The organism is Spirosoma foliorum (assembly GCF_014117325.1).
Taxonomy (GTDB): Bacteria; Bacteroidota; Bacteroidia; order Cytophagales; family Spirosomataceae; genus Spirosoma; species Spirosoma foliorum.
In genome coordinates this window covers 3684256-3704354 of sequence record NZ_CP059732.1, presented here as the reverse complement: position 1 = coordinate 3704354, position 20099 = coordinate 3684256, and the positions used below count along the sequence as shown (strand labels likewise).

20 protein-coding genes are annotated in these 20099 nt (G+C 47.2%); 6 read left to right on the top strand and 14 right to left on the bottom strand.

Features of this window, described 5'->3' with window-relative positions:
- Position 1: 1 nt before the first annotated feature.
- A complete protein-coding gene (locus tag H3H32_RS15640) occupies positions 2-1534 on the top strand; it encodes a malate:quinone oxidoreductase (RefSeq protein ID WP_182463584.1) in 1533 nt (510 codons plus the stop codon).
- A 61-nt stretch (positions 1535-1595) separates the two neighbouring features.
- Here H3H32_RS15640 and H3H32_RS15635 read toward each other — a convergent pair whose 3' ends face one another.
- A complete protein-coding gene (locus H3H32_RS15635; RefSeq protein ID WP_182463583.1) occupies positions 1596-2348 on the bottom strand; it encodes a LytR/AlgR family response regulator transcription factor in 753 nt (250 codons plus the stop codon).
- Positions 2349-2509: 161 nt separating this feature from the next.
- Between H3H32_RS15635 and H3H32_RS15630 the strand changes: the two genes are divergently transcribed.
- Positions 2510-3163, top strand: a complete 654-nt coding sequence (locus H3H32_RS15630; RefSeq protein ID WP_182463582.1) for a hypothetical protein — start codon at positions 2510-2512, stop codon at positions 3161-3163.
- A gap of 56 nt (positions 3164-3219) precedes the next feature.
- Here the strand turns inward: H3H32_RS15630 and H3H32_RS15625 are convergent, their stop codons facing one another.
- Positions 3220-4560 (bottom strand): IS701 family transposase, encoded by a 1341-nt coding sequence (locus tag H3H32_RS15625; protein ID WP_182458741.1) that lies wholly within the window; start codon positions 4558-4560, stop codon positions 3220-3222.
- Between the two features lie 166 nt (positions 4561-4726).
- On the opposite strand from H3H32_RS15625, the gene ggt reads away from it, so the two are divergent.
- On the top strand, positions 4727-6424 hold the full coding sequence (gene ggt / locus H3H32_RS15620) for a gamma-glutamyltransferase (protein ID WP_182463581.1): 1698 nt from the start codon (positions 4727-4729) through the stop codon (positions 6422-6424).
- Positions 6425-6517: 93 nt separating this feature from the next.
- On the opposite strand, the gene H3H32_RS15615 is transcribed toward ggt, so the two are convergent.
- The 7 genes from H3H32_RS15615 to H3H32_RS15585 all read right to left on the bottom strand — a co-directional run bounded on the left by H3H32_RS15615 (position 6518) and on the right by H3H32_RS15585 (position 12217).
- Entirely contained in the window at positions 6518-7453 is a 936-nt protein-coding gene (locus tag H3H32_RS15615) for an SDR family NAD(P)-dependent oxidoreductase (protein WP_182463580.1), read from the bottom strand.
- A gap of 74 nt (positions 7454-7527) precedes the next feature.
- Positions 7528-8100, bottom strand: coding sequence for a Crp/Fnr family transcriptional regulator (locus tag H3H32_RS15610; RefSeq protein WP_182463579.1), 573 nt, complete (start codon positions 8098-8100; stop codon positions 7528-7530).
- A 240-nt stretch (positions 8101-8340) separates the two neighbouring features.
- Entirely contained in the window at positions 8341-9216 is an 876-nt protein-coding gene (locus H3H32_RS15605) for an oxidoreductase (RefSeq protein ID WP_182463578.1), read from the bottom strand.
- Between the two features lie 27 nt (positions 9217-9243).
- Positions 9244-10077 carry an SDR family NAD(P)-dependent oxidoreductase gene (locus tag H3H32_RS15600; RefSeq protein ID WP_182463577.1) on the bottom strand — a complete coding sequence of 278 codons (834 nt, stop codon included), beginning with the start codon at positions 10075-10077 and terminating at the stop codon, positions 9244-9246.
- An 82-nt stretch (positions 10078-10159) separates the two neighbouring features.
- Complete coding sequence (locus H3H32_RS15595) at positions 10160-11062, bottom strand: helix-turn-helix domain-containing protein (protein ID WP_182463576.1); 903 nt, start codon at positions 11060-11062, stop codon at positions 10160-10162.
- A gap of 124 nt (positions 11063-11186) precedes the next feature.
- The gene (locus H3H32_RS15590) at positions 11187-11591 is read right to left on the bottom strand and encodes a DoxX family protein (protein WP_182463575.1); all 405 of its coding nucleotides are present in this window, start codon (positions 11589-11591) and stop codon (positions 11187-11189) included.
- Positions 11592-12007: 416 nt separating this feature from the next.
- Entirely contained in the window at positions 12008-12217 is a 210-nt protein-coding gene (locus H3H32_RS15585) for a YtxH domain-containing protein (RefSeq protein WP_182463574.1), read from the bottom strand.
- A 1001-nt stretch (positions 12218-13218) separates the two neighbouring features.
- On the opposite strand from H3H32_RS15585, the gene H3H32_RS15580 reads away from it, so the two are divergent.
- Positions 13219-13839 carry an RNA polymerase sigma factor gene (locus H3H32_RS15580; protein ID WP_240543788.1) on the top strand — a complete coding sequence of 207 codons (621 nt, stop codon included), beginning with the start codon at positions 13219-13221 and terminating at the stop codon, positions 13837-13839.
- Between the two features lie 29 nt (positions 13840-13868).
- On the opposite strand, the gene H3H32_RS15575 is transcribed toward H3H32_RS15580, so the two are convergent.
- From H3H32_RS15575 to H3H32_RS15560, 4 genes are read right to left on the bottom strand one after another with little or no spacing between them, the layout of a single operon-like run.
- A complete protein-coding gene (locus H3H32_RS15575) occupies positions 13869-14447 on the bottom strand; it encodes an isochorismatase family protein (RefSeq protein WP_182463573.1) in 579 nt (192 codons plus the stop codon).
- A gap of 32 nt (positions 14448-14479) precedes the next feature.
- Complete coding sequence (locus tag H3H32_RS15570; protein ID WP_182463572.1) at positions 14480-15745, bottom strand: MFS transporter; 1266 nt, start codon at positions 15743-15745, stop codon at positions 14480-14482.
- A 40-nt stretch (positions 15746-15785) separates the two neighbouring features.
- A complete protein-coding gene (locus H3H32_RS15565; protein WP_182463571.1) occupies positions 15786-16094 on the bottom strand; it encodes a hypothetical protein in 309 nt (102 codons plus the stop codon).
- Positions 16095-16147: 53 nt separating this feature from the next.
- A complete protein-coding gene (locus tag H3H32_RS15560; protein WP_182463570.1) occupies positions 16148-16591 on the bottom strand; it encodes a MarR family winged helix-turn-helix transcriptional regulator in 444 nt (147 codons plus the stop codon).
- Positions 16592-16826: 235 nt separating this feature from the next.
- Between H3H32_RS15560 and H3H32_RS15555 the strand changes: the two genes are divergently transcribed.
- Positions 16827-17621 (top strand): NIPSNAP family protein, encoded by a 795-nt coding sequence (locus H3H32_RS15555; protein WP_182463569.1) that lies wholly within the window; start codon positions 16827-16829, stop codon positions 17619-17621.
- Between the two features lie 17 nt (positions 17622-17638).
- Positions 17639-18151, top strand: coding sequence for a heme-degrading domain-containing protein (locus H3H32_RS15550; protein WP_182463568.1), 513 nt, complete (start codon positions 17639-17641; stop codon positions 18149-18151).
- 193 nt (positions 18152-18344) lie between these two features.
- On the opposite strand, the gene H3H32_RS15545 is transcribed toward H3H32_RS15550, so the two are convergent.
- A complete protein-coding gene (locus H3H32_RS15545; RefSeq protein ID WP_182463567.1) occupies positions 18345-19706 on the bottom strand; it encodes an amidohydrolase in 1362 nt (453 codons plus the stop codon).
- Between the last annotated feature and the right edge of the window lie 393 nt (positions 19707-20099).

Sequence of the window (20099 nt, the reverse complement as noted above, 5' to 3'; positions counted from 1 at the left end):
CATGGCGAAACGCAAAAAATCTACCGAAAAAGGCCCCGATGTTGTGTTAATCGGAGCTGGTATTATGAGTGCTACCCTGGGCGTGTTGCTGAAAGAACTGCAACCCGACCTGACCATTGACATTTACGAGCGCTTAGATAGCGCAGCCGCCGAGAGTTCCGACGCCTGGAACAATGCAGGCACCGGCCACTCGGCCTTCTGCGAACTGAATTATACGCCAGAAAAAGAAGACGGCTCTATCGATCCCGCTAAAGCAATTAAAATTGCTGAGTCGTTCGAGCAGTCGAAGCAGTTTTGGTCGTATCTGATTCAACAGGGTTTTCTGCATGACGCGCCTAACTTCATCCGGTCTATTCCGCATATGAGCTTTGTGTGGGGTACCGACAATGTAGAGTATCTCCGCAAACGGTTTGATGCGCTTCAGCAGAATTATCTCTTCCACGGAATGCAGTATTCCGAAGATCCGGCCCAACTAGCCGACTGGATGCCGATCGTTATGGAAGATCGCGACCCGGCACAGCCCGTGGCCGCAACGCGTATGGACATCGGTACCGACGTAAATTTTGGTGCATTGACCCGCGCTATGTTCCGTCGGCTCTATGATATGCCGGGGGTTCATCTGTACTTTGCCCACGATGTTCGCGATCTATGGCGTTCCAAATCGCTCGGCGGCTGGAAACTGAAGGTCGAGAATGTAACAACGAACCAGGAGCGTGAAATCCAGACCGACTTCCTGTTCATTGGTGCCGGTGGTGGTTCGTTGCGACTGCTCGAAAAGTCAGATATTCCCGAAAGTCGGGGTTTTGGTGGTTTCCCAGTAAGCGGCCAGTGGCTTAAGTGTGTAAATCGGGAAGTGGTTGAACGGCATCAGGCAAAAGTATACGGCAAAGCGTCGGTGGGTGCTCCCCCAATGTCGGTGCCGCACCTGGATACCCGTATGATTGATGGAAAACGCGAATTGCTATTCGGACCATACGCTGGTTTTTCGACCAAATTCCTGAAAAGCGGTTCTTATTTAGACCTGCCAAAATCCATTCAGTTGAGCAATATGGCTCCGATGCTGATGGCTGGTCTGCACAATGTTCCCCTGACGCGTTACCTCATTCAGCAGGTTATGCAATCGCCGGAAGATCGACTGAACGCCTTGAAAGAATATTACCCAGATGCTAAACTAGAGGATTGGGAGTTGGAAATTGCCGGTCAGCGCGTACAGGTTATCAAGAAAGACGAACATGAAGGGGGCGTACTGGAATTCGGTACCGAAGTCGTAAGTGCTGCCGATGGCAGTATTGCGGCTCTGCTGGGTGCCTCGCCCGGTGCATCAACGGCGGTTTCGATCATGCTCGACTTACTAAAACGTTGTTTCCCCGAAAAACTGGCAACCGAAGTGTGGCAAGCTAAATTGAAAGAAATGATCCCCAGTTACGGTCAGATTTTGGCCAATAACCCAGAACTCGGCAAGGAACTTCGTAAACAAACGAGCGAAGTGCTAGGTTTAGGCACGTACGAGTATACCAGTGAAGTATCGCAGTAAATTCGTGTAAGAAACTTTGAGTTACTCCTGTTGCTTCTAGTTGGATAGCAACAGGAGTTTTTTATTCGCCAGCCAATTGCTCCATAACGTAGCGTTTATAGACTCGGCCAATACGCAATTCTTTTGAACCAATCCAGAATGCATCTGGCTCTCGTTTCTCAACTTGAGTCAGATGTACAATATACGACCGACTAATGCGAATAAACTGTCGTTTCGGTAGTCGCTCCTCAGCTTCTTTCAGAGTCAGGCGGGTGATATAGACTTTCTGCTTTGTAAAAATCTTCAGGTAGTTTTCGAGGCTTTCAATGTACTGAATGTCTGCATAGGCAATGTTCTGGCGACTTCCATCGATCATACAGGAAAAATAACCCGTCTCTTCTATGCGCGGCACTGTTGACACAATTGGCTGAATAATCGTTTCCGCACGACTAGTCAGGTAGCGATAGGTGACGAAAACCCCTAAGCCCGTTACGGTATACACCCAATAATTGACCAGAAACGGCAATGATCTCGGAATGTTGAACTCGGTGTGCAGAATGAAATTCATGTTGAACGAACCGAGCACCATCAATAGAAATAGCCAGCCAAAATACATTCCTTTTTTATCGTGCAGGAACAGTCGATCAAACAGAATGCGGTTATGGAAAACGATCCAGCCATAGAGCAACAGCAGGTATAAATAAGGCGACACTTTTGAAAATCCCGGTCGCTGTTCAATCGCATAAAAGTCGGTGAGGTAGTGGACAGCCAATAAGGCTCCCAACCCAAGCAGGTTGCGAATGAGGAAATGATCCAGAAGTCGTGGCCGTTGCATGAGGCAATTTACGACCTGGAATTAGCAACACCACCAACTCCGTGACGAACGGCTTTCGTCACAGGCAACCGGATCTAGTCACGTTTGTCTTTTGCCTGGTTTTTTCTGAGGTCAATTTTGAAAACACTCCGCCAATTCACTAATCCCGGAGTCCTGTTTTCATGCAAACGCTTCACGCGCTCAATGTTGGTGTTCACGTACTTTTCGGCACCATTGGCCTGCTCATCGGCTTAGTCGCCCTTGCTTATCAAAACCAATCCCGGCAGCACATTCGCTACGGTCGTTACTTTCTCTATGTCTTCACTATCGTTGTTGGAACGGCTTTAACCGGGGTTCTCTTTTTTCGATCAAGTTCTTTTTTAGTCATTCTAACCCTGTTAGGCGGCTACGTGGGTTATTCAGGTTATCGCGCTGTCCAGCTTCGCGAACGCCCATCTTCTCCTCTCGATATCGTCATTGCGTTCGGTGTTCTAATAGCCGGTGGATTGTATTTGATTTCGATGCAATTGGCTGGTGGCAACTGGTCTCCGGCAGTCGTTTACCCAACCTTATCGGCCTTAGTACTCGTTGCAGGATACGATTTGCTAAAGTACTTCTGGCTCTACCAGCGACTCAAAACCTGGTGGTTGTACGAACATATTTACAAAATGCTATCAGCCTATAGCGCGCTTCTTTCTGCCTTTTCAGGTACGGTGTTGTCTCAGTATAAACCGTATAGCCAGATTCTACCCAGCGTTATTTGTGTAGGTGCCATTGTGTATTTCATCTGGCGGCAAGCCCGAAAACGATATTTATCGACAGGATTTACAGGATGAAACTGAATTAAGTAGCGAAAAGAAATCTTGTTTTATCCTGTAACTTGACTTTAGCCTTATGCTGCCCAAGCTAAGGCTTCCTGCCATAACTGGTACTGCTGTTGGCTCATTTTTACGTGGACAACCTCTGATCCAGAGATCGAAAAATTCATTTCTACCCATAAATACCTGCGTACACAAGCCAATGCATCACTAAAAGTTGGCTGCTTTTTCTCATACCAACTACTTATCTGGCTCTCTAACAAACTCTTTCCTTCAAGCCTATTAGCCACCAAGCTCACCACCGAAAACAAGCCCAGCAACACCGGCGTAGTGCGAGCAATGGCCCGATCACTCCACTGCCGTTGGGTCTCCACCCCCAAATGCGACCGCACTAAAGCAAACGTGGTTTCCATCGACCACCTGCGCACAAAATAGCTAATCATCTGCTCCCCACTCAGGGAGGCATCATTACTAACCAGACCCGTTAGTTGACCATCCAGACGTACCAATACCCATCGAATAGCAAGCGGCTTTTTGCCCCCGTGATACCAAAGAGCGGTACTTGTACAGTACTCCACCGCTTGCGAATGTCCCCCGTACCAATCTCCTACCACCAGTTTTTGCCAAACAGTAGTCCTGTCGTTGCCTACCATTGGCAGTGTAGGTAAGCGATCGCCTTTAAGCCGATTCCGCCCTCGTTGCCCTGGTGGCCGAACCGGAATTGGCCCATATAGGGCCGCATCTAAGCGTAGGCGACTAATCAGGCTTACCTGTCCTTGCAGTGCCAGCAGTAAATCAATCACGGCATAGCTACTGTCCCCCACGGCAACTATCTGACGATCAGGAAGCCATCGCTTCACTTGCAAAAGCAACTGTCTAGCCCAGTCGGTGAGCGTTTTATGAGTACGCGCCTTCTGGGCATAATAGGCTTGAGAGGGAGCCAGTGCCGTCAGGAAGGGTAAGGCCCAGACCCGTTTGGCCCACTCGATGCGGCACAAGATCATTACGCTTACCCACCGCAACCCACTACATTTGACCACGTACTTCTCACTACTACGGACTGCATCCCGATAGATACCCTTGGCTTTGATGGATTTACCCCATCGCCGTTCTAAGGTCTCATCAATACCCACCACCACAGGCCCCTGACCGACAAACATGCCCACGAGTTGGGTCAACAAAATCCGGCTGGCTTGCAAAGTTGACCACTCGACTTGACTCAGCACTCGATGGTACTTATGGAAGGCTTTGGTACTGGCCTGCCCCATAATACGCAGCACGGAGCTGACGGTTCGCTTGCCAGGGGTTAATATGGCCCCGGTGAGCAAGAGCTGGACATTGACAAAAACACGTTTGCAAAACAACCTTGCATAAGGTAGTATTACAGTCAGAAACTCGCTGGGTAGTGTAGGCATATGGATAAGAGTTTGGCGACCCAAATCTACATACCAAAGCCCCAGCGAGCTTCTGCTTAAAGGCTAAAGTCAAGTGTAAATCCTGTCAGAAAATAAGCATTTCGTTATCTTGTACCACGGCCTATCAACTGTGGCACAATCGTTTAGAACTTCATACAACCTCTTTATGAAAAAAAACGTACTCCTCTTCTGTTTTCTACTTAGTCTAGCCACGTCCACAGTCGCCCAGGACCGACTTTTGGGTAAAGCGTTCGCTACTCGTTCGGTTGTGATGGCGCAGCACGGCATGGTCTGTACATCGCACCCACTATCGACTCAGGCAGGTCTTGATGTGCTCCGATCGGGAGGTAACGCGATTGATGCAGCAATTGCGGCCAATGCTATGGAAGGGCTGGTTGAACCACACGTAAATGGTATTGGCGGTGATCTGTTCGCCATTGTCTGGGATGCCAAAACAAAAAAACTCTACGGGCTGAATGCATCGGGACGATCGCCATATAGCCTGACATTGGCCGAATTTCAGAAACGGGGGCTAACCCATATTCCATCAGATGGCCCTTTGCCCGTATCAACACCCGGTTGTGTAGATGGTTGGTTTGAGTTACATAAGCGTTTTGGGAAAACGCCCATGCCTAAAATCCTCTCCCATGCTATTCGCTACGCTCGTGAGGGCTATCCTGTTCACGATGAAGCGTCTGTTTACTGGGCTTCCATGGTTGCACGTTTCGGTAAATACCCAAACGTGAAGGAAACGTATGCCCCCACTGGAGCAGCTCCTAAACGAGGGGAAATCTTTAAAAATCCGGCCCTGGCCAATACACTGGAAAAAATTGCGAAAGGTGGTCGGGATGCGTTCTACAAGGGTGAAATTGCTCAGACAATTGATGCCTTCATGAAAAAAGTTGGTGGCTTCCTGAGCGCGAAAGACTTAGCCGATCATACCTCCGAATGGGTTGAGCCGGTTTCGACCAATTATCGGGGCTATGATGTATGGGAATTGCCACCAAACAGTCAGGGAATTGCAACGTTGCAGATGCTGAACCTGCTGGAACCTTACGATTTCTCGAAAGTAGCCTGGGGTAGTTCAGAACACATTCATCAGTTTGTAGAAGCTAAAAAGTTAGCCTTCGAAGATCGCGCCAAATACTATGCCGACCCCGCATTCGCGAAAATCCCAGTGAATGAGCTGATCAGCAAATCGTACGCAGCCGAACGTCGTAAACTCATCGACCCGAATCGGGCGGCCAGTCGTGTCGATGCTGGTAATCCAGCGCTGCGGCAGGGTGATACTATCTACTTAACCGTAGCAGATGAAGAAGGAAACATGGTTTCGCTCATTCAAAGTAATTACCGGGGCTTCGGATCAGGCATGGTGGCCGACGGGCTTGGATTTATGTTCCAGGATCGGGGGGAATTGTATAGCTTGATTGAGGGGCAGAATAATACGTTTGCCCCACATAAACGTCCGTTTCAGACCATTATTCCGGCGTTTATTACCAAAGATGGCCAGCCATTTATGAGCTTTGGCGTAATGGGCGGAAGCTTTCAACCTTTAGGTCATGTTGAGATCATTATGAACATGATCGATTTCGGCATGAACCCACAGGAAGCGGGCGACGCTCCCCGTATCGATCACCAGGGGTCATCGGAGCCAACGGGCGAAAAAATGGTCGATTCAGGCCAGATTACCCTGGAATCAGGCTATCCGTACGAAACCATCCGCGACCTGATGCGTAAGGGGCATAAAATAGGCTATGGCTTTGGTGGTTACGGTGGCTATCAGGCCATTATGTATGATGCCAAAAATAAAGTTTATCACGGTGCTACCGAGTCGAGAAAAGACGGGCAGGCGGCTGGATTTTAGTTTTCGTGTTGTTTACCCTGATCCTTCCCCTTGAAATAAGGAGAGGGGGCAGGGAAAGTAAAGAACTAGCCTCAGATTTCCTCAATAAAAGGGCTATGGCAGCGGAATCGACGTCTGTTCTGGTTTGATTCCAGTAAGTTTTAGTGACGTTTCCCAAAGTTCTTTCTGTAAATCCTGCCGGTAGGAATCTTCCGAAGATGGTATCTCTTTTTTCCCTTCAAAATACTTCCCAGTATACGCTTTGTAAGCATCTCCATAAGCCAGGTTCGCCAGGTTTTTTCCCGACTGTCGAGCCGTATGCACGTTTGGATGAAGTAGAATCAGAAGTTTAAAAATGTAATTGGAAATGAATTTCAAAAATGGGGAATAGCTTCGGGCTAAACCCGTTCCGGGAACGAAGCCTGGGTCGAAAGCATTAACCCGGATGTTGAGTTTTTCTATGCGTTTCTGCAACGCATACGTGGTCAGCACATTGCACAGCTTCGAGGTTGTATACCGTTTTTGGCCAACCGCTACAGGGCTTTCGTTCGTTTTGGCTGGATAGGCTAATTGCTCAGCGCTTGTATAAACAGGAGTGGGCATGCCTGTTGTCTGCTTCGGATCGTGCGTGCCACTGGCCGTGAAGGTAATGCTACTCCCGGCGCTCATAAAAGGTAAAAGCAGCAACGTCAGGTAAAAGGGAGCCAGGTGATTTACCCCAAACGTAGCCTCAAACCCGTCTCGGGTAGACCGGGTTTCGTCGGCATGCTGAATGCCTGCATTATTGAGCAAAGCAACCAACCCGCGATGAGGTTGCTCCGAAAATAACTGGACAAATTCGCGAACAGATTGAAGAGATTCCAAATCCAGCGGCATACAGATGACGTGCTGATGATTAGTCTGCTGCTGTATTTTTTTGACGACTTTTTGTCCCGATTGTAAGTTTCGGCAGGGAATAATAAGCTGTTTATCCGGTGCCATTCTGGCTAACTCCAGAGCGCATTCATACCCGATACCGCTGGTTGCCCCTGTGATGATGATTGTTTGCATACGTTGATTTTTTTAATGACGTTGCAAAGTTCAGAAGCGTCGTCGGGACGAAACTTGCCATTTGGCAAGAAGCGCTATTCGCTAATTTGCCGTCTGATGCGACTTAACGAGGTAGGAGTAATGCCCAAAAACGAGGCCAGGTATAGTTGAGGAATGCGATGAGCCAGATTCGGGAATGTCTTCATGAAATTCAGATAGCGTTCGGTCGCATCTTCGGCCAGCATTGGACTGATTCTGTTGACTTTATCCGCCATACCTTTGACGGTGATTTTGTTGATAATGGCGTCCCAACCGATGATCGTCATGGATAATTCCTCCATCGCTTCTCGGGAGATGATGACCAGCTCGCAGTCTGTGATAGCCTGCGCATATTCTACCGTCGGAATTTGGAGCGTATAACTGTTCACATCGACAACGAAATGATTCTCGTCCAGAAAGTACTTAGTAATTTCATCGCCATCGCGGTTGTAGTAGCAAATCCGGATAATGCCTTCGGTCAGAAAAGCCACTTCGCGCTGTACTTTTCCCGCTTCAAAATAGAAGTGATCGCGGGCCAACTTTTTTGTAATCGCCTTGCTTTTGATCAGGTCAATTTGGTGTGGGTTGAGTTGCCCGAACTGTAGCAGATAATTGATAAGGTTTTCCATGAAGCCAAATTACGATGTGCTCAGGTAAGCAGACTTGTCATTTGGCAAGATAGAAAACTAATTTTTAGCAGGATTTATAGTGTACCCACGGTCGGTAGTTAACTTTCACTCTCGCCGGATTAAAACCCGGTGCAAAAACATAGAAGAATCAGATGCGCTGGGTTTTAACCCGGCGAGAGTGAAAAAATATCAGCGATTAATTTCTTAGAATCTATGAGACCGTGGGTACAATCAACTCAATTAAACAGCAGCATTCTCAGTCGCAAAACCTGTCGAAACCGTAACCGCTTTCCAGGTTTCTAAATCGCTTTGAACGCTGTTGATTTTGGTGTAGGCCATGTCGTAAGCGTCCTGACCCAGGAATAAATGCAAGGGTGGGTTCTCTGCCGATGCTACTTGAATCAAAGCCGCAACTGCTTTTTCAGGATCGCCGGGTTGGTTACCGTTGATCTCGGCCTGGTGCGCCTGCTGACTGGCCCGAACGGCTTCATACGCGTCGATCTGACGAGAAGGAACGCCTAGTGAAGAAGCTGTCAGGAAATCAGTTCTAAAATAGCCGGGCGAAACAATTGTCACGTTGATGCCAAACGCTTTCGCTTCGGCAGCAAGTGATTCCGAAAAACCTTCGACGGCAAACTTGGTGGCGCAATAAATCCCAAAACCTGGGAAGTTACCCGTGAAACCGCCAATCGACGAGATGTTAAAAATATGCCCCGACTGTTGTTCCCGAAGATGAGGCATCACGGCCCGAATCACGTTCAGTGATCCAAATACATTGACGTCGAAATTTTCGCGCGCTTCCCGGTCGGTTAGTTCTTCAAGGCTGCCCAATAGTCCATAACCCGCATTGTTGACCACCACATCGATATGGCCAAACTGCGCAATGGTGGCATTAATCGCTTGATCGACACTGGTTTCGGTTTTTAGATCGACAGCTAATGGAAGGAAGCTTTCATTGTCAACACTAACAGCCCGGCGAAGGTCATCTTTGTTTCTGGAAGTAGCGGCCACCTGGAAACCTTGCTCCAATAATTGTTTTACTAATGAAAGTCCCAGGCCTTTTGACGCGCCTGTAACAAACCATACTTTTTTACTTGGTTGCAATGGAGTACTCATAATTATACTTGGCTTTAGTGTAATGGATTAGAAATCAGTTGATTTTGTTAGTTCTTCCTGGCTTGTAAATGCTTTGCCAAGCAGGTCGATTTTGGTTAGTGCCCGCTGATAGGCGTCACTACCTAAGAGTAAGTACAGCGGAGGATTTGCTTCATTTGCGATCTGGATCATGGCGGCTGCGGCTTTTGCTGGATCGCCTGCCTGTACCCCATCCATGCTCAGGTATTTGGCATGAGAAGCCCTAACCTGCTCATAGGCGTCGATGGGGTGTTTGGTCAAAAGCAGGGATTCTGTTGATAGGAAACTCGTCCGAAAAGCACCCGGAGCCACCACCGTTACGTTGATACCGAACGATTTAACATCATCGGCCAGCACTTCGGAAAGCCCCATGACGGCATACTTCGTAGCTGCATAAATAGCCCAGCCAGTATTGGCTGTTATTCCGGCAATGGACGAAATGTTAATGATATGTCCCGACTGCTGAGCGCGTAGAAAAGGCAGCACGTGGCGAATCACATTCAACGTACCAAATACGTTAATGTCAAAACTGTCGCGTGTTTCCTGATCGGTCAGCTCTTCAATGCTACCGCCAATGCCGTAACCTGCATTATTTACAACGACATCGATATGCTTAAACGTGTCGTGGGTTTTCTGAAGTGCCTGGGCTACACTTTGTTCATTGGCAAGGTCGACCTGTAGCGGTAGAAATTGAGCGCTTGTTGAACCAACCGCCTGAATCAGTTGATCAATGTTTCGGGAGGTGCCTGCTACGGAATGGCCTTCGGCTAGTAGTTGGTTAACCAGACTGAGTCCTAGTCCCTTAGAAGCGCCTGTAATAAACCATACTTTTTGAGTGTCCATAATTTTGCTCGTTTAACGAGGGCAAAATTAGGACTCCGGATAGGGGAGGGACTAGCGACATCCAAACCATTACTTACCAAATTCAAACATTTCGGAAAGCGGAAGGCGTTAGCTGGGTTTGTTTCTTGAAAAAGTAGTTGAAATGGGCTGGTTCGTCGAACCCTAGGCTGTAGCTGATTTCGGAAATATTCCAGTCCGTATGCTTTAATAAGGCTTTGGCTTCGCTGGCTACTCGTTCAGCAATGAAGTCAGTGGTTGTTTTACCCGTTGTTTCCCGAATCGACCGGTTTAGATGATTGACATGAACGGATAGCTGCTGGGCAAAATCGCTGGCCGAACGAAGTTTAAAGCGCTGGGAAGGTGATTCAATAGGAAACTGTCGCTCAAGCAACTCGGCAAAAACGGCCGTAATTCGGGATTTTGCATCCTGATGTTGGTAGAGTGTTTCAGAGGGTTGACTTTTTAACGCGTAATGAATCACCTCCATCACATAATTGCGCAGCAAATCATACTTGTATTGATAATCGGAGCCTATTTCATCAATCATTTTCAGGAACAAGGCACTAATGTGTTCATCCTGAATCGAGTTAAGAACATAGGCTGGTTTACTGCCAGCCATAAACATTGGTAGTTCGCTTAGGCTTCCCCGAATCTTTTCGGTGAAAAAGGCTTCTGTGAATATGCAGAAGAAGCCCGTTTTATCGTCCGATAATGATTCCCAGGTATAGGGTACGTGCGGGTTGAAAAACATGAGCGTCGTGCCGTTGATCTGGATACTTTTATCGGCGTAGTGATACACGTTTTTACCCCGTATCAAACTGACTTTGTAAAAGTCCCGACGGCTGTATTGCACGCCAGGAGAACCTAATCCCAGGCAATCCTCCAGCCGAAATACGTTGAAATGACCAATATCCTGTTGAAGATTTTCGGGTAGCCAGTTAAACTTCTTCTTGTAAAACTCTTCGAGGGTTTCGGTCTTTTCCATGCGGTAAAGTTACAGAATTCAAATCGTTTTTTGAATACTGGCACAAATGCGAATGCCTCTATGAGTTGCTTTACTCATAGAGGCATTCGCTTACTTGTGTACTCAATGGATAAGCCTCTTAGGACTAAACAACCTTCATTTGCAACTCTTCGGTGAGCTCGGCTGTTTCTTTCAGCTTCTTGTGATAGAAATAATACGAGCCAAAACCCAGCGCCACAAAAATGAAAATAGGCGCCCACTGGCCGATAGCTTTACCACTATTCGCGACGGAATACGTAGCACCCAGCAAATCGAAGATGAGCCCAGCATAGGCCCACTCTTTAAGGCGTGGAAATCCCGGAACCAGAATGGCAATTGCACCCAATAACTTGGCCCAGCCCAGAAACGGAATGATATAGGTTGGATACCCCATTTCATGAAAACCCTGTACCGACATTGGGTTGACCATAATGTTGGGAATCCCTGAACCTGCCATAACAAATGCAAACAAGCCCGTTAATATCCAATAAATGATTTTTGTCTTTTTCATAGCTTTAAAAGGTAAGTTGTTTGAATTGATTTGTGCCTTGTGTAGTTGTTGTTCGATTGGCTAACGATACAAATTTAACAGCCTGAAACCACTTCAATAGGGGGTATAAACGGCATTTTTAGGGTGAATCGCGACATTATAGTTTGCCTGCCAAGTTTCGTTTAATGGCACATGATTTTCCCGAAAAAGTAGCGTTCGAAGCAAATGAAATCCCTCACTAAATAGGATTTATTAGTGAGGGCTGCTGGAAATAAACCGATGTCTTTTATTCAGTGGATAGTCATGTGAAGTGTCATAGTTTACTCCACCCCTCTCCTTACTAGTAGCTTCAAATGAACGAAGCCCTGGTCACATCGATCAGGGCCTCGTTTAGTGCGGTCTGTGAGCAGTTGGTATATTACCTTGTCAAGTTGCGTTTACCCTCTCACTCGGTCAACAACACCTTCGGCCATGGCGATGGTCCGATCCCATTGATCGCTAATGCCGTCCGTTAAATCGCGGGCTTGTCTGTCTAGAACCTTAACAATCTTTTTGCGCGTTTTTTTGCCCGAATTAGGAGCTGTCAGATAGCCAATTAATAATCCGGCTGCGACACCGGTCAGGAGGCCTTGCAAGTAATTTTTCATAGCTAATGAAACTAATGGTGAATGGTTATGAACTGGTTTCTGTAAACCTATACCAGCCCTGAACAACGAACTAACAATACCTTCGGTAATCTAAACCGCTATTTCGACTGACGGTCTAGGTGGTAGGTAACTTTATAGGCGTTATTTAGTACCAAAAATGAGAATTTCTCAGGAAGACTAAAAGTAGATTCGAGCGGTTAAACTGAAATTAACGGTTTTTAATCGACTCAGCTGGCATTGTTAGTTGCTAAACCTGTATCCACGGTCTGTGTCCTCACCTAGAGTATATACAAATTTCTAGTGATGCTGTAGGCATCGAATGTTTTGGGGCCGCCCGTGCGGTAGAAAAGTAAATAATCCCCACCTCATTTTCGGTCGCGTAGCGATCGGACTTGGGCTTAATTCGGTCGCTAATTTATTTTCACTAATTAATCGAGGAAAATACTTTTCTATGTACTTTTCAATCTCACCGGGTTTTAACCCGGTGCAGTTCATTCATTCTATGTTTTTGCGCCGGGTTTTAACCCGGTGAGATTAAAAAATAAACCGCGTTTATTTAGTAAAACTCAATACGCGACCAGCATAAGGAGCCGATTGACTATTTTCTACAAACATTGGATCGCTACGCGACCGAAATAAGATGTGTATATACTGTGGGTGTCCTCATAGATCGAGGATACGGTGAAATAAGTTGGAAAAACCGGTCGGAGACCGGATAACACTCGAACGTAGTCTCAGGACTACACTCAACGGTCAAAGAGCCCTGCCAATTGCTTCGTTTTTTAGTTACTTTCTGATTTGATGGTAGAGGGGGGGATTCCACGTAACTGAGTATTTTATGGGGAATTATGACCCCATTTTTTATAGCTGATCTGGCTTATGGGACCAATGAACAGGGCACAGGTAATAATTCTGTCACTTTTTAGCTACTACAGGGTTGGTGGCACGATTTTATTATCGCTTTGCCTGTGAACTGCTTTATATGCACAAGTTATATAGGGTTGACCATCACAAAAATAGCCATTCTCTCCCTGTTTGCCTACATGAACATGACTACCTATCCCAACGAAGAAGTTCTGGTAAGTGCGCTGCAAAGTCATAAAGCCGCTGATTTCTCCCTGATTTATGATTCGTATTCACCAGCTTTATATGGTGTACTCCTTCGCTTGCTAAAAGATACCGCTCGTGCTGAAGATTTGCTTCAGGATGCTTTTGTCAAAATCTGGACAAATAGCCAACACTACAGCCCTAGCCAAGGCCGTCTGTTTACCTGGTTAATGGCCATTACCCGTAATCTGGCTATGGACGAACTTAGAGCCAGGAAAGTTCGAGCTACAGCTGCGGCCTATATTGGCGAACACGAAGTAACTGCAACCAACCTAAGGCTTGCTGAAGGCATGTTGAATCGGTCGCTGTTGAGTCAGTTAGCGCCCAAATATCAGGCTGTTGTTGAGCTCATGTATTATCGAAATTATACCAGCCAGGAGGCCGCCGATGACCTGAAACTGCCTATCGGTACCGTTAAAACACGAGCGCGGAAGGCGCTGCAAGAGCTGAAGCATTATTTCAATCAGGACATTCAGCATTACCACACCGAATATCGTGGCCTAAAGTCAGCCTAGCCTATCGTTTCTTATAAGCCGTTAAAAACTTAACGACTTCCCAACTGCTCTAACATACTAATGATGGCGTCGGTATCATCCACTTCGCCAAGGCGTGGGAAAATTAAGTTCAGGCTGTTTTCATGGGCACTATCAACTATATCGGCCATCGCATCCTGTGCAAAGGCGATGTTATAGCCTCGTTCACTGGCCGCTCGGGCAGTACTTTCTACCCCTCTGCTGGTGGCTACACCCGCTAGCACAATACCTGTAACACCTCGTTTCTTTAACTCTCCGTCAAGGTTGGTGTCATGAAATGCGCCCCAGGTGTGTTTGGTGATAAAAATGTCATCAAATTCCGTTTTTATCTCAGGTACTATTGCCAGAGCTTCGTCGGGTAAAGCAGAAAATGAAGGTGACTTGGCGTCCCGACGTATAGTAGACTCACCCGCTCGCCTGGGGTCGACCGTGACGATGACGATGGGCAAAGCGGCCTTCCGAAAAGCAGCTACCAGTTTGGCTGCCTTAGCCAGAATAACGTCCATCGGTGTTGAGGATGGAATCTTTACGATTGCGTTTTGCAAATCAATTAAAACAAGCGCCGTGTTCGGATCGAGTGCAGTTACCATGTGTGTTGAGAGTTAATTTGTTAGCTTGTTTGTCAGGCTGTTGGCGCTACTTCGGTAAGCATCGCTTCAGTTGATGGAGAGACTGGTTTCGTTGGCTTATTTTTTTGCAGATGACGGAAGTGTAGTAAACCGATGCCAAGCGCCAGAATCCCCTGACCAAGCACAGTTGCCTGTACACCAACATGCTCGGATATAGCTCCAACAATCAGACTACCAATAGGCAACGTGCTGGCATACACCATGACAAACATGCTGATGACTCGCCCGCGCATGGCCGGAGCCGCCTGCGTTTGCAGGAGCGTGTTGTTGATCGTAATCTGCGACATCATGCCGAAGGCGCCAATGGAGACAAAGAACAAGGCTAATGGATACCAGGCTGTGTAGGAAAATAAGATAAGCCCCGATCCAAAGACAAAGGTGTTGATTGTGAGTATTTTATTCAGGTTGGCGCTAGGTTTGAGGGAAGCCAGGAAAATAGCGCCAGCAAAGGCCCCAAGCCCAATGGCACTGTCGAGCAAACCGAATGTGGAGGCTGTTCCGTGAAATACATCTTTTGCGTAAACGGGCATCAGACTGGTAAACGGCAATACCAGTAAGCTAATCAGCGCCAGCATAAGGATGATGAACCGAATCGTCGGCGTTTCTTTCACGTAAACAAAGCCTTCGACCAACTCGCCCAGAATATTCTTCGTATGCAGTTTGGCGACGAATTTCGGCAGCTTCATGAGCAGGAGTGAGCTAATAACAGCTACAAAACTGAGGGCATTCAGCCCGAAACAGACTACTTCGCCTAAGTGCTCAATGGCAATACCGGCAATGGCTGGCCCGAGTAGTTTAGATAAATTGACCATCGATGAGTTCAGGGCCAGCGCATTGGGCAAGTCTTTTTTATCATCGACCAGTTCATACACCAGCGACTGCCGGGCGGGTACATCGAACGCATTGATTAGGCCCAGCACAACGCTCAACAGGATAATTTCCCAAACGGCATAACCCTTAAAGAAGACCACTGCGGTGAGTAGAATGGCCTGTAGCATAGATAAAACCTGTGTCAGCAACAACACCCGATACCGATTGTAGCGGTCGGAAATGACCCCGCCAACGGGTGTCAATAAGGCAGATGGGAACAGGGTGGCAAATACACTGACACCCAGCATAAACTTGGAGTGAGTTTGCGCGTAGATCACCCAGCTTACGGCTGTTTTCTGCATCCAGGTGCCTAGCAGCGAAATAGATTGTCCGGCAAAGAAAAGCCTGTAATTAGAACTCTTAAAGGCGTTGAATGTGGTTACGTTCATAACGTGAGTTTTGTTGGTACTAATCGCTAGTGTTTGAAAATCAAGGCTTCATCTTGTCTATGAATGAAATGCTGGCCATCAGGGAAAGACTCATAAATCCTAAAAACAACAGGAACATCAACACCTTGTTCTGGGGAGAAGCTTTACTTACCCGCAGCAAAACATAACCGATAAGCAGATTAAAACCGGCCCACAACACATTGATCATGAGTGAAGACAAACCCTTTCCGGGGGGATTGGCAAACGGACTCGGAAACGGGTCGCCGGAGACACCGTTGATATAATGGGGGACAACGTTTGCCAGAAAAGCACCGGCAAAAAATGCAGCTACATACTGATACCATTTCATAAGTTGATTATTAATTTTTATGTAAGATTCTTAAAATGAGTTGATTGTACCCTCTAATCGACTTCCAGTAGTTTGTTCAGGGGGCCTAATGCCTGACGCAGTACCGCCTTGTCGTCGGCCGAGCAGCTTTCCTGGATTGCCTTACCCAACCACTCGTCTACTTCATTCCGGACTGTGTGTAAAATGGCCTGCCCTGCCTCCGATAGCGAGATCATGACTTTACGTTTATCGGTTTCGGAAGGCTTTCGGGTAATGTAGCCGAGTGCCAGCAGATGGTTCAGAATCTGCGACATCGACTGCGTCGTCACCTTTTCCATTTTGGCGATTTCGTTGGGCAACATTTCTTTCTGCTTATCAAGCAGTTTAATGACCGATCGTTCGGTGAGGGATAGCTTTTGGTGAGTTGGCGATTCGCTCCGAAGCTTCTTAATGAGCCGGGTAATAACCGTTCGTAGTTCGATGGATAGTTCCTGGTCAGTTTGGGGTGGTGAGGTCATAATAGTAAAGTAAACTTGTTAAGTTACTTTACAAAAATAGATTTATTATCCTGCTCCGTCAAGCTCGAAAACCAGTATATGGACAGAATTAATAACTATTTAATGGCCACTGGGTAGCCAACAACGTATAGCCTTAGGTGTTATTCTTTGGTTAAATGACAGGTGAGTAAGATAGAACACTTACCTTTTCTGCTTTGATAGCTAACTTAAGAAACCCCGTTTAAAAATACTCCTGATGAAAAGACGTAAGTTCGTAAAGGCATCCCTGCTAACAGGTGCCATAACTAGTATTGTGTCACCGCTGAGCGAAGCTGCTGATAACCAACAAAATGCAAGCCAAGAGTTTTATGAACTTCGGATTTATAGTCTGAAAAATGCCCGGCAACGGAAAGCGGTCGAGACCTATCTTCAAAACGCGCTTATCCCGGCCCTTAACCGTTTAGGGAGTAAAAACATCGGGGTATTTACCGAATACCTTCCGCAGGGATTTACCAAACTGGTAGCCGTTATACCGTTTAATTCGCTGGAGGATTACTTCACTACACCCGACAAGTTGGCCAACGATACGGCTTACCAACAAGCGGGGGTAGATTATTTGACCGCCGAAGCGACAGCGCCTGCCTATGAACGCATTGACAGTTCGTTATTGAAAGCCTTCGCGCTTATGCCTAAACTGGAAGCGCCCGAAAAGAAGCCGCGTATTTTTGAATTGCGTCGCTACGAAAGCCACAACGAAACGGCAGGGAAGAAGAAGATCGAGATGTTTAATCAAGGTGGTGAAATCGCCATTTTTAAGCGCGTAGGCTTAACTCCAGTATTTTTCGGCGAAACGCTGATCGGCCCCATGCGTCCGAATCTAACGTATATGCTCACCTTCGATAACATGGAGGAGCACGATCAGAACTGGAAGGCCTTTGGTAGTGATCCTGAGTGGAAAAAGATAAGTTCGGTGCCCGAATTTACAGATGCCCGGATCGTGTCGAACATTAACCGTATGTTTCTGATTCCTACCAATTTCTCCCAGATTTAGCCGATACATAGCACCTGATGGAATCACAAACAAACCTGGCTGCTGACCTGGCCCGAATAGCGCTTCAGGAGGAACGCCTACAGTTTGATTATTTTACGGCGGAGACTGCCTGGGAGTTGGGAGGTCGATTACGGGATGCGGTCAAAGCCCGGAATGGAGCTGCGGCAATTGATATCCAGCTCGCTGGTCAGCCCTTGTTTTTTCTGGCCATGCTTGGTACAACGCCCGATAACGGTGAGTGGATTCGGCGCAAACGCAATACAACCCTGCATTTTCACCGGAGTTCCTATGTGGTCGGACTTCGTTTGCAACAGACCCAGACTACGCTTTCGGATCGTTATGGTCTGAGTAACCAAAACTATGCATCGCACGGCGGGAGTTTCCCGATCTGGCTCAAAGGCGCAGGTTGCGTGGGGGCGATTACCGTTTCGGGCTTACCGCAGCGCGAGGATCATGGCCTGATTGTAGCCGTCCTAGCCGACTGGCTTAAAGTGCCTATTGAGGGTTTGGCGCTGGACGAATTGATTTAAAGCTCAGTTTTTCGTGGCGTTCCCGTGGCGTCAGGTTCTAAACCTGTCGTAGCGAGGTTTCTCAAAACCTAACTATATCCTAGTCTGTGTCCTCGTTGAGCGTAGTATTGACTACGTTCGAGCGTTATCCGGTCTCCGACCGGGGTGAAATGAAAAATTACCTTGTCCTCTATGGTTCAATCTAAATAAAATCTTATTTACCGCTTGTACTGCTTGCCGTAAGTTCTTTAACGGCAACGCCTTTGCTGGCAAACTCCATATAATCGGTGGTAAGGCGGCAGAGCGATTTCATACCTAATACAAAACCACCTTCGTCGACCTGGAAATCAGGCGTATGGTGCGGAGCTGCATTTTCCACTTTGGTTCCTTTTTTCATGCCGCCCAAAAAGAAAAAGAAGCCCGGCACTTTTTCCTGGTAAAACGAAAAGTCTTCGGCACCCGTCGAAGCGGGTGTAATGCGGAGATTGTTTTTACCGGCAACGGCTTCGAGCGTTGGTATCATTTGATCCGTTAGTTTAGGATCGTTGTACGTAACTGGGCAGCCAACATTAATCGTCACATCGGCTTTGGCTCCTGCACTTTCGGCAATGTTCGTAGCAATTTCGCTGATACGTCGATGAACCAGTTGTTGAGCTTCCGAGCTGAACGTGCGAATTGTACCAATCATACTGGCTTCTTCCGGAATGATATTTTGCCGAATCCCACCATGTAAAGCACCTACGGTGACCACTGCGGCATTATCGGTAAGGATAACGTTACGGCTAACAATGGTCTGTAAACCCATCACCACCTGTGCCGATGTCACGATCGGGTCCACACCCGACCAGGGAGCGGCTCCGTGCGTTTGTTTTCCTTTGATTTTGATAGCATAAGTATCTACAGCAGCCATTGTAGCACCAGGTCGATACTTGAGTGTGCCTACTTCCGTTTGCGAGTTAATGTGCAATCCAAAAATGGCGTCTACCTTTGGGTTTTCCAGAACGCCTTCCTTGATCATCAATTTGGCTCCCCCTTCTTCACCCGCTGGCGCTCCTTCTTCAGCGGGTTGGAAAATAAACTTAACCGTGCCACGCAGGTCATTTTTAACGGATGCCATCACTTCGGCCACGCCCATTAGAATGGCTACGTGCGTGTCGTGCCCGCAAGCATGCATCGTGCCCGTCTGCTGACCATTGTATTCGGTTCGCACTTCCGATTTAAAAGGCAGATCCACGCGCTCAGTAACAGGTAGCCCATCCATATCGGCGCGGAGAGCAACCACAGGACCTGGTTTACCGCCTTTGAGCAGAGCGACGACGCCTGTTTTACCAACGCCTGTTTTAACCTCCATACCAAGTGCCTGTAAATGAGCGGCCACTTTAGCGGCCGTTTGAAACTCCCGATTTCCCAGTTCTGGATGCTGGTGGAAATCCCGACGCCAGGCAACCACCTTTTTTTCTAGACTTTCGGCCGTTTTGTCCATGCGGGCGTTTAAGGTTCCCACCTGTGCCGAGGCAGAATAAACGCTCAGGACATTAAGCGCCAACGCAGCGATAAAGAATGGAGATTTTTTCATCGACTTGATCAATTTGGTTGTAAATGCAGGTTTAATGCAATTTACGATTAAGTCGATAGATAATTTTGATTTTTAATTATGAATCATATTTATTAATTAATAATCATAGATTATGCGGAATAATTCATCTTTTGTAGTCGTCTTTTCAGGTGCGATATTCCGTGGTGTCGGTTACTTTTAACCGACACTGTTAGGTTTCTCAAAACCTAAAGAGAGATGTGACATTAACGTGAATACAGGATTAGGAATGGCCTGTTAGGGCCTTCACAGCGCAGGTAAAAAAATCTCTTTGTAGATGGTTAAGTGTGCCGTCAGGTACACAATCGTTATGTACCTGACGGCACATGGCTCGTCCTGAAGTCAAATTTTACTACCTACACTACGTTGTGAAGG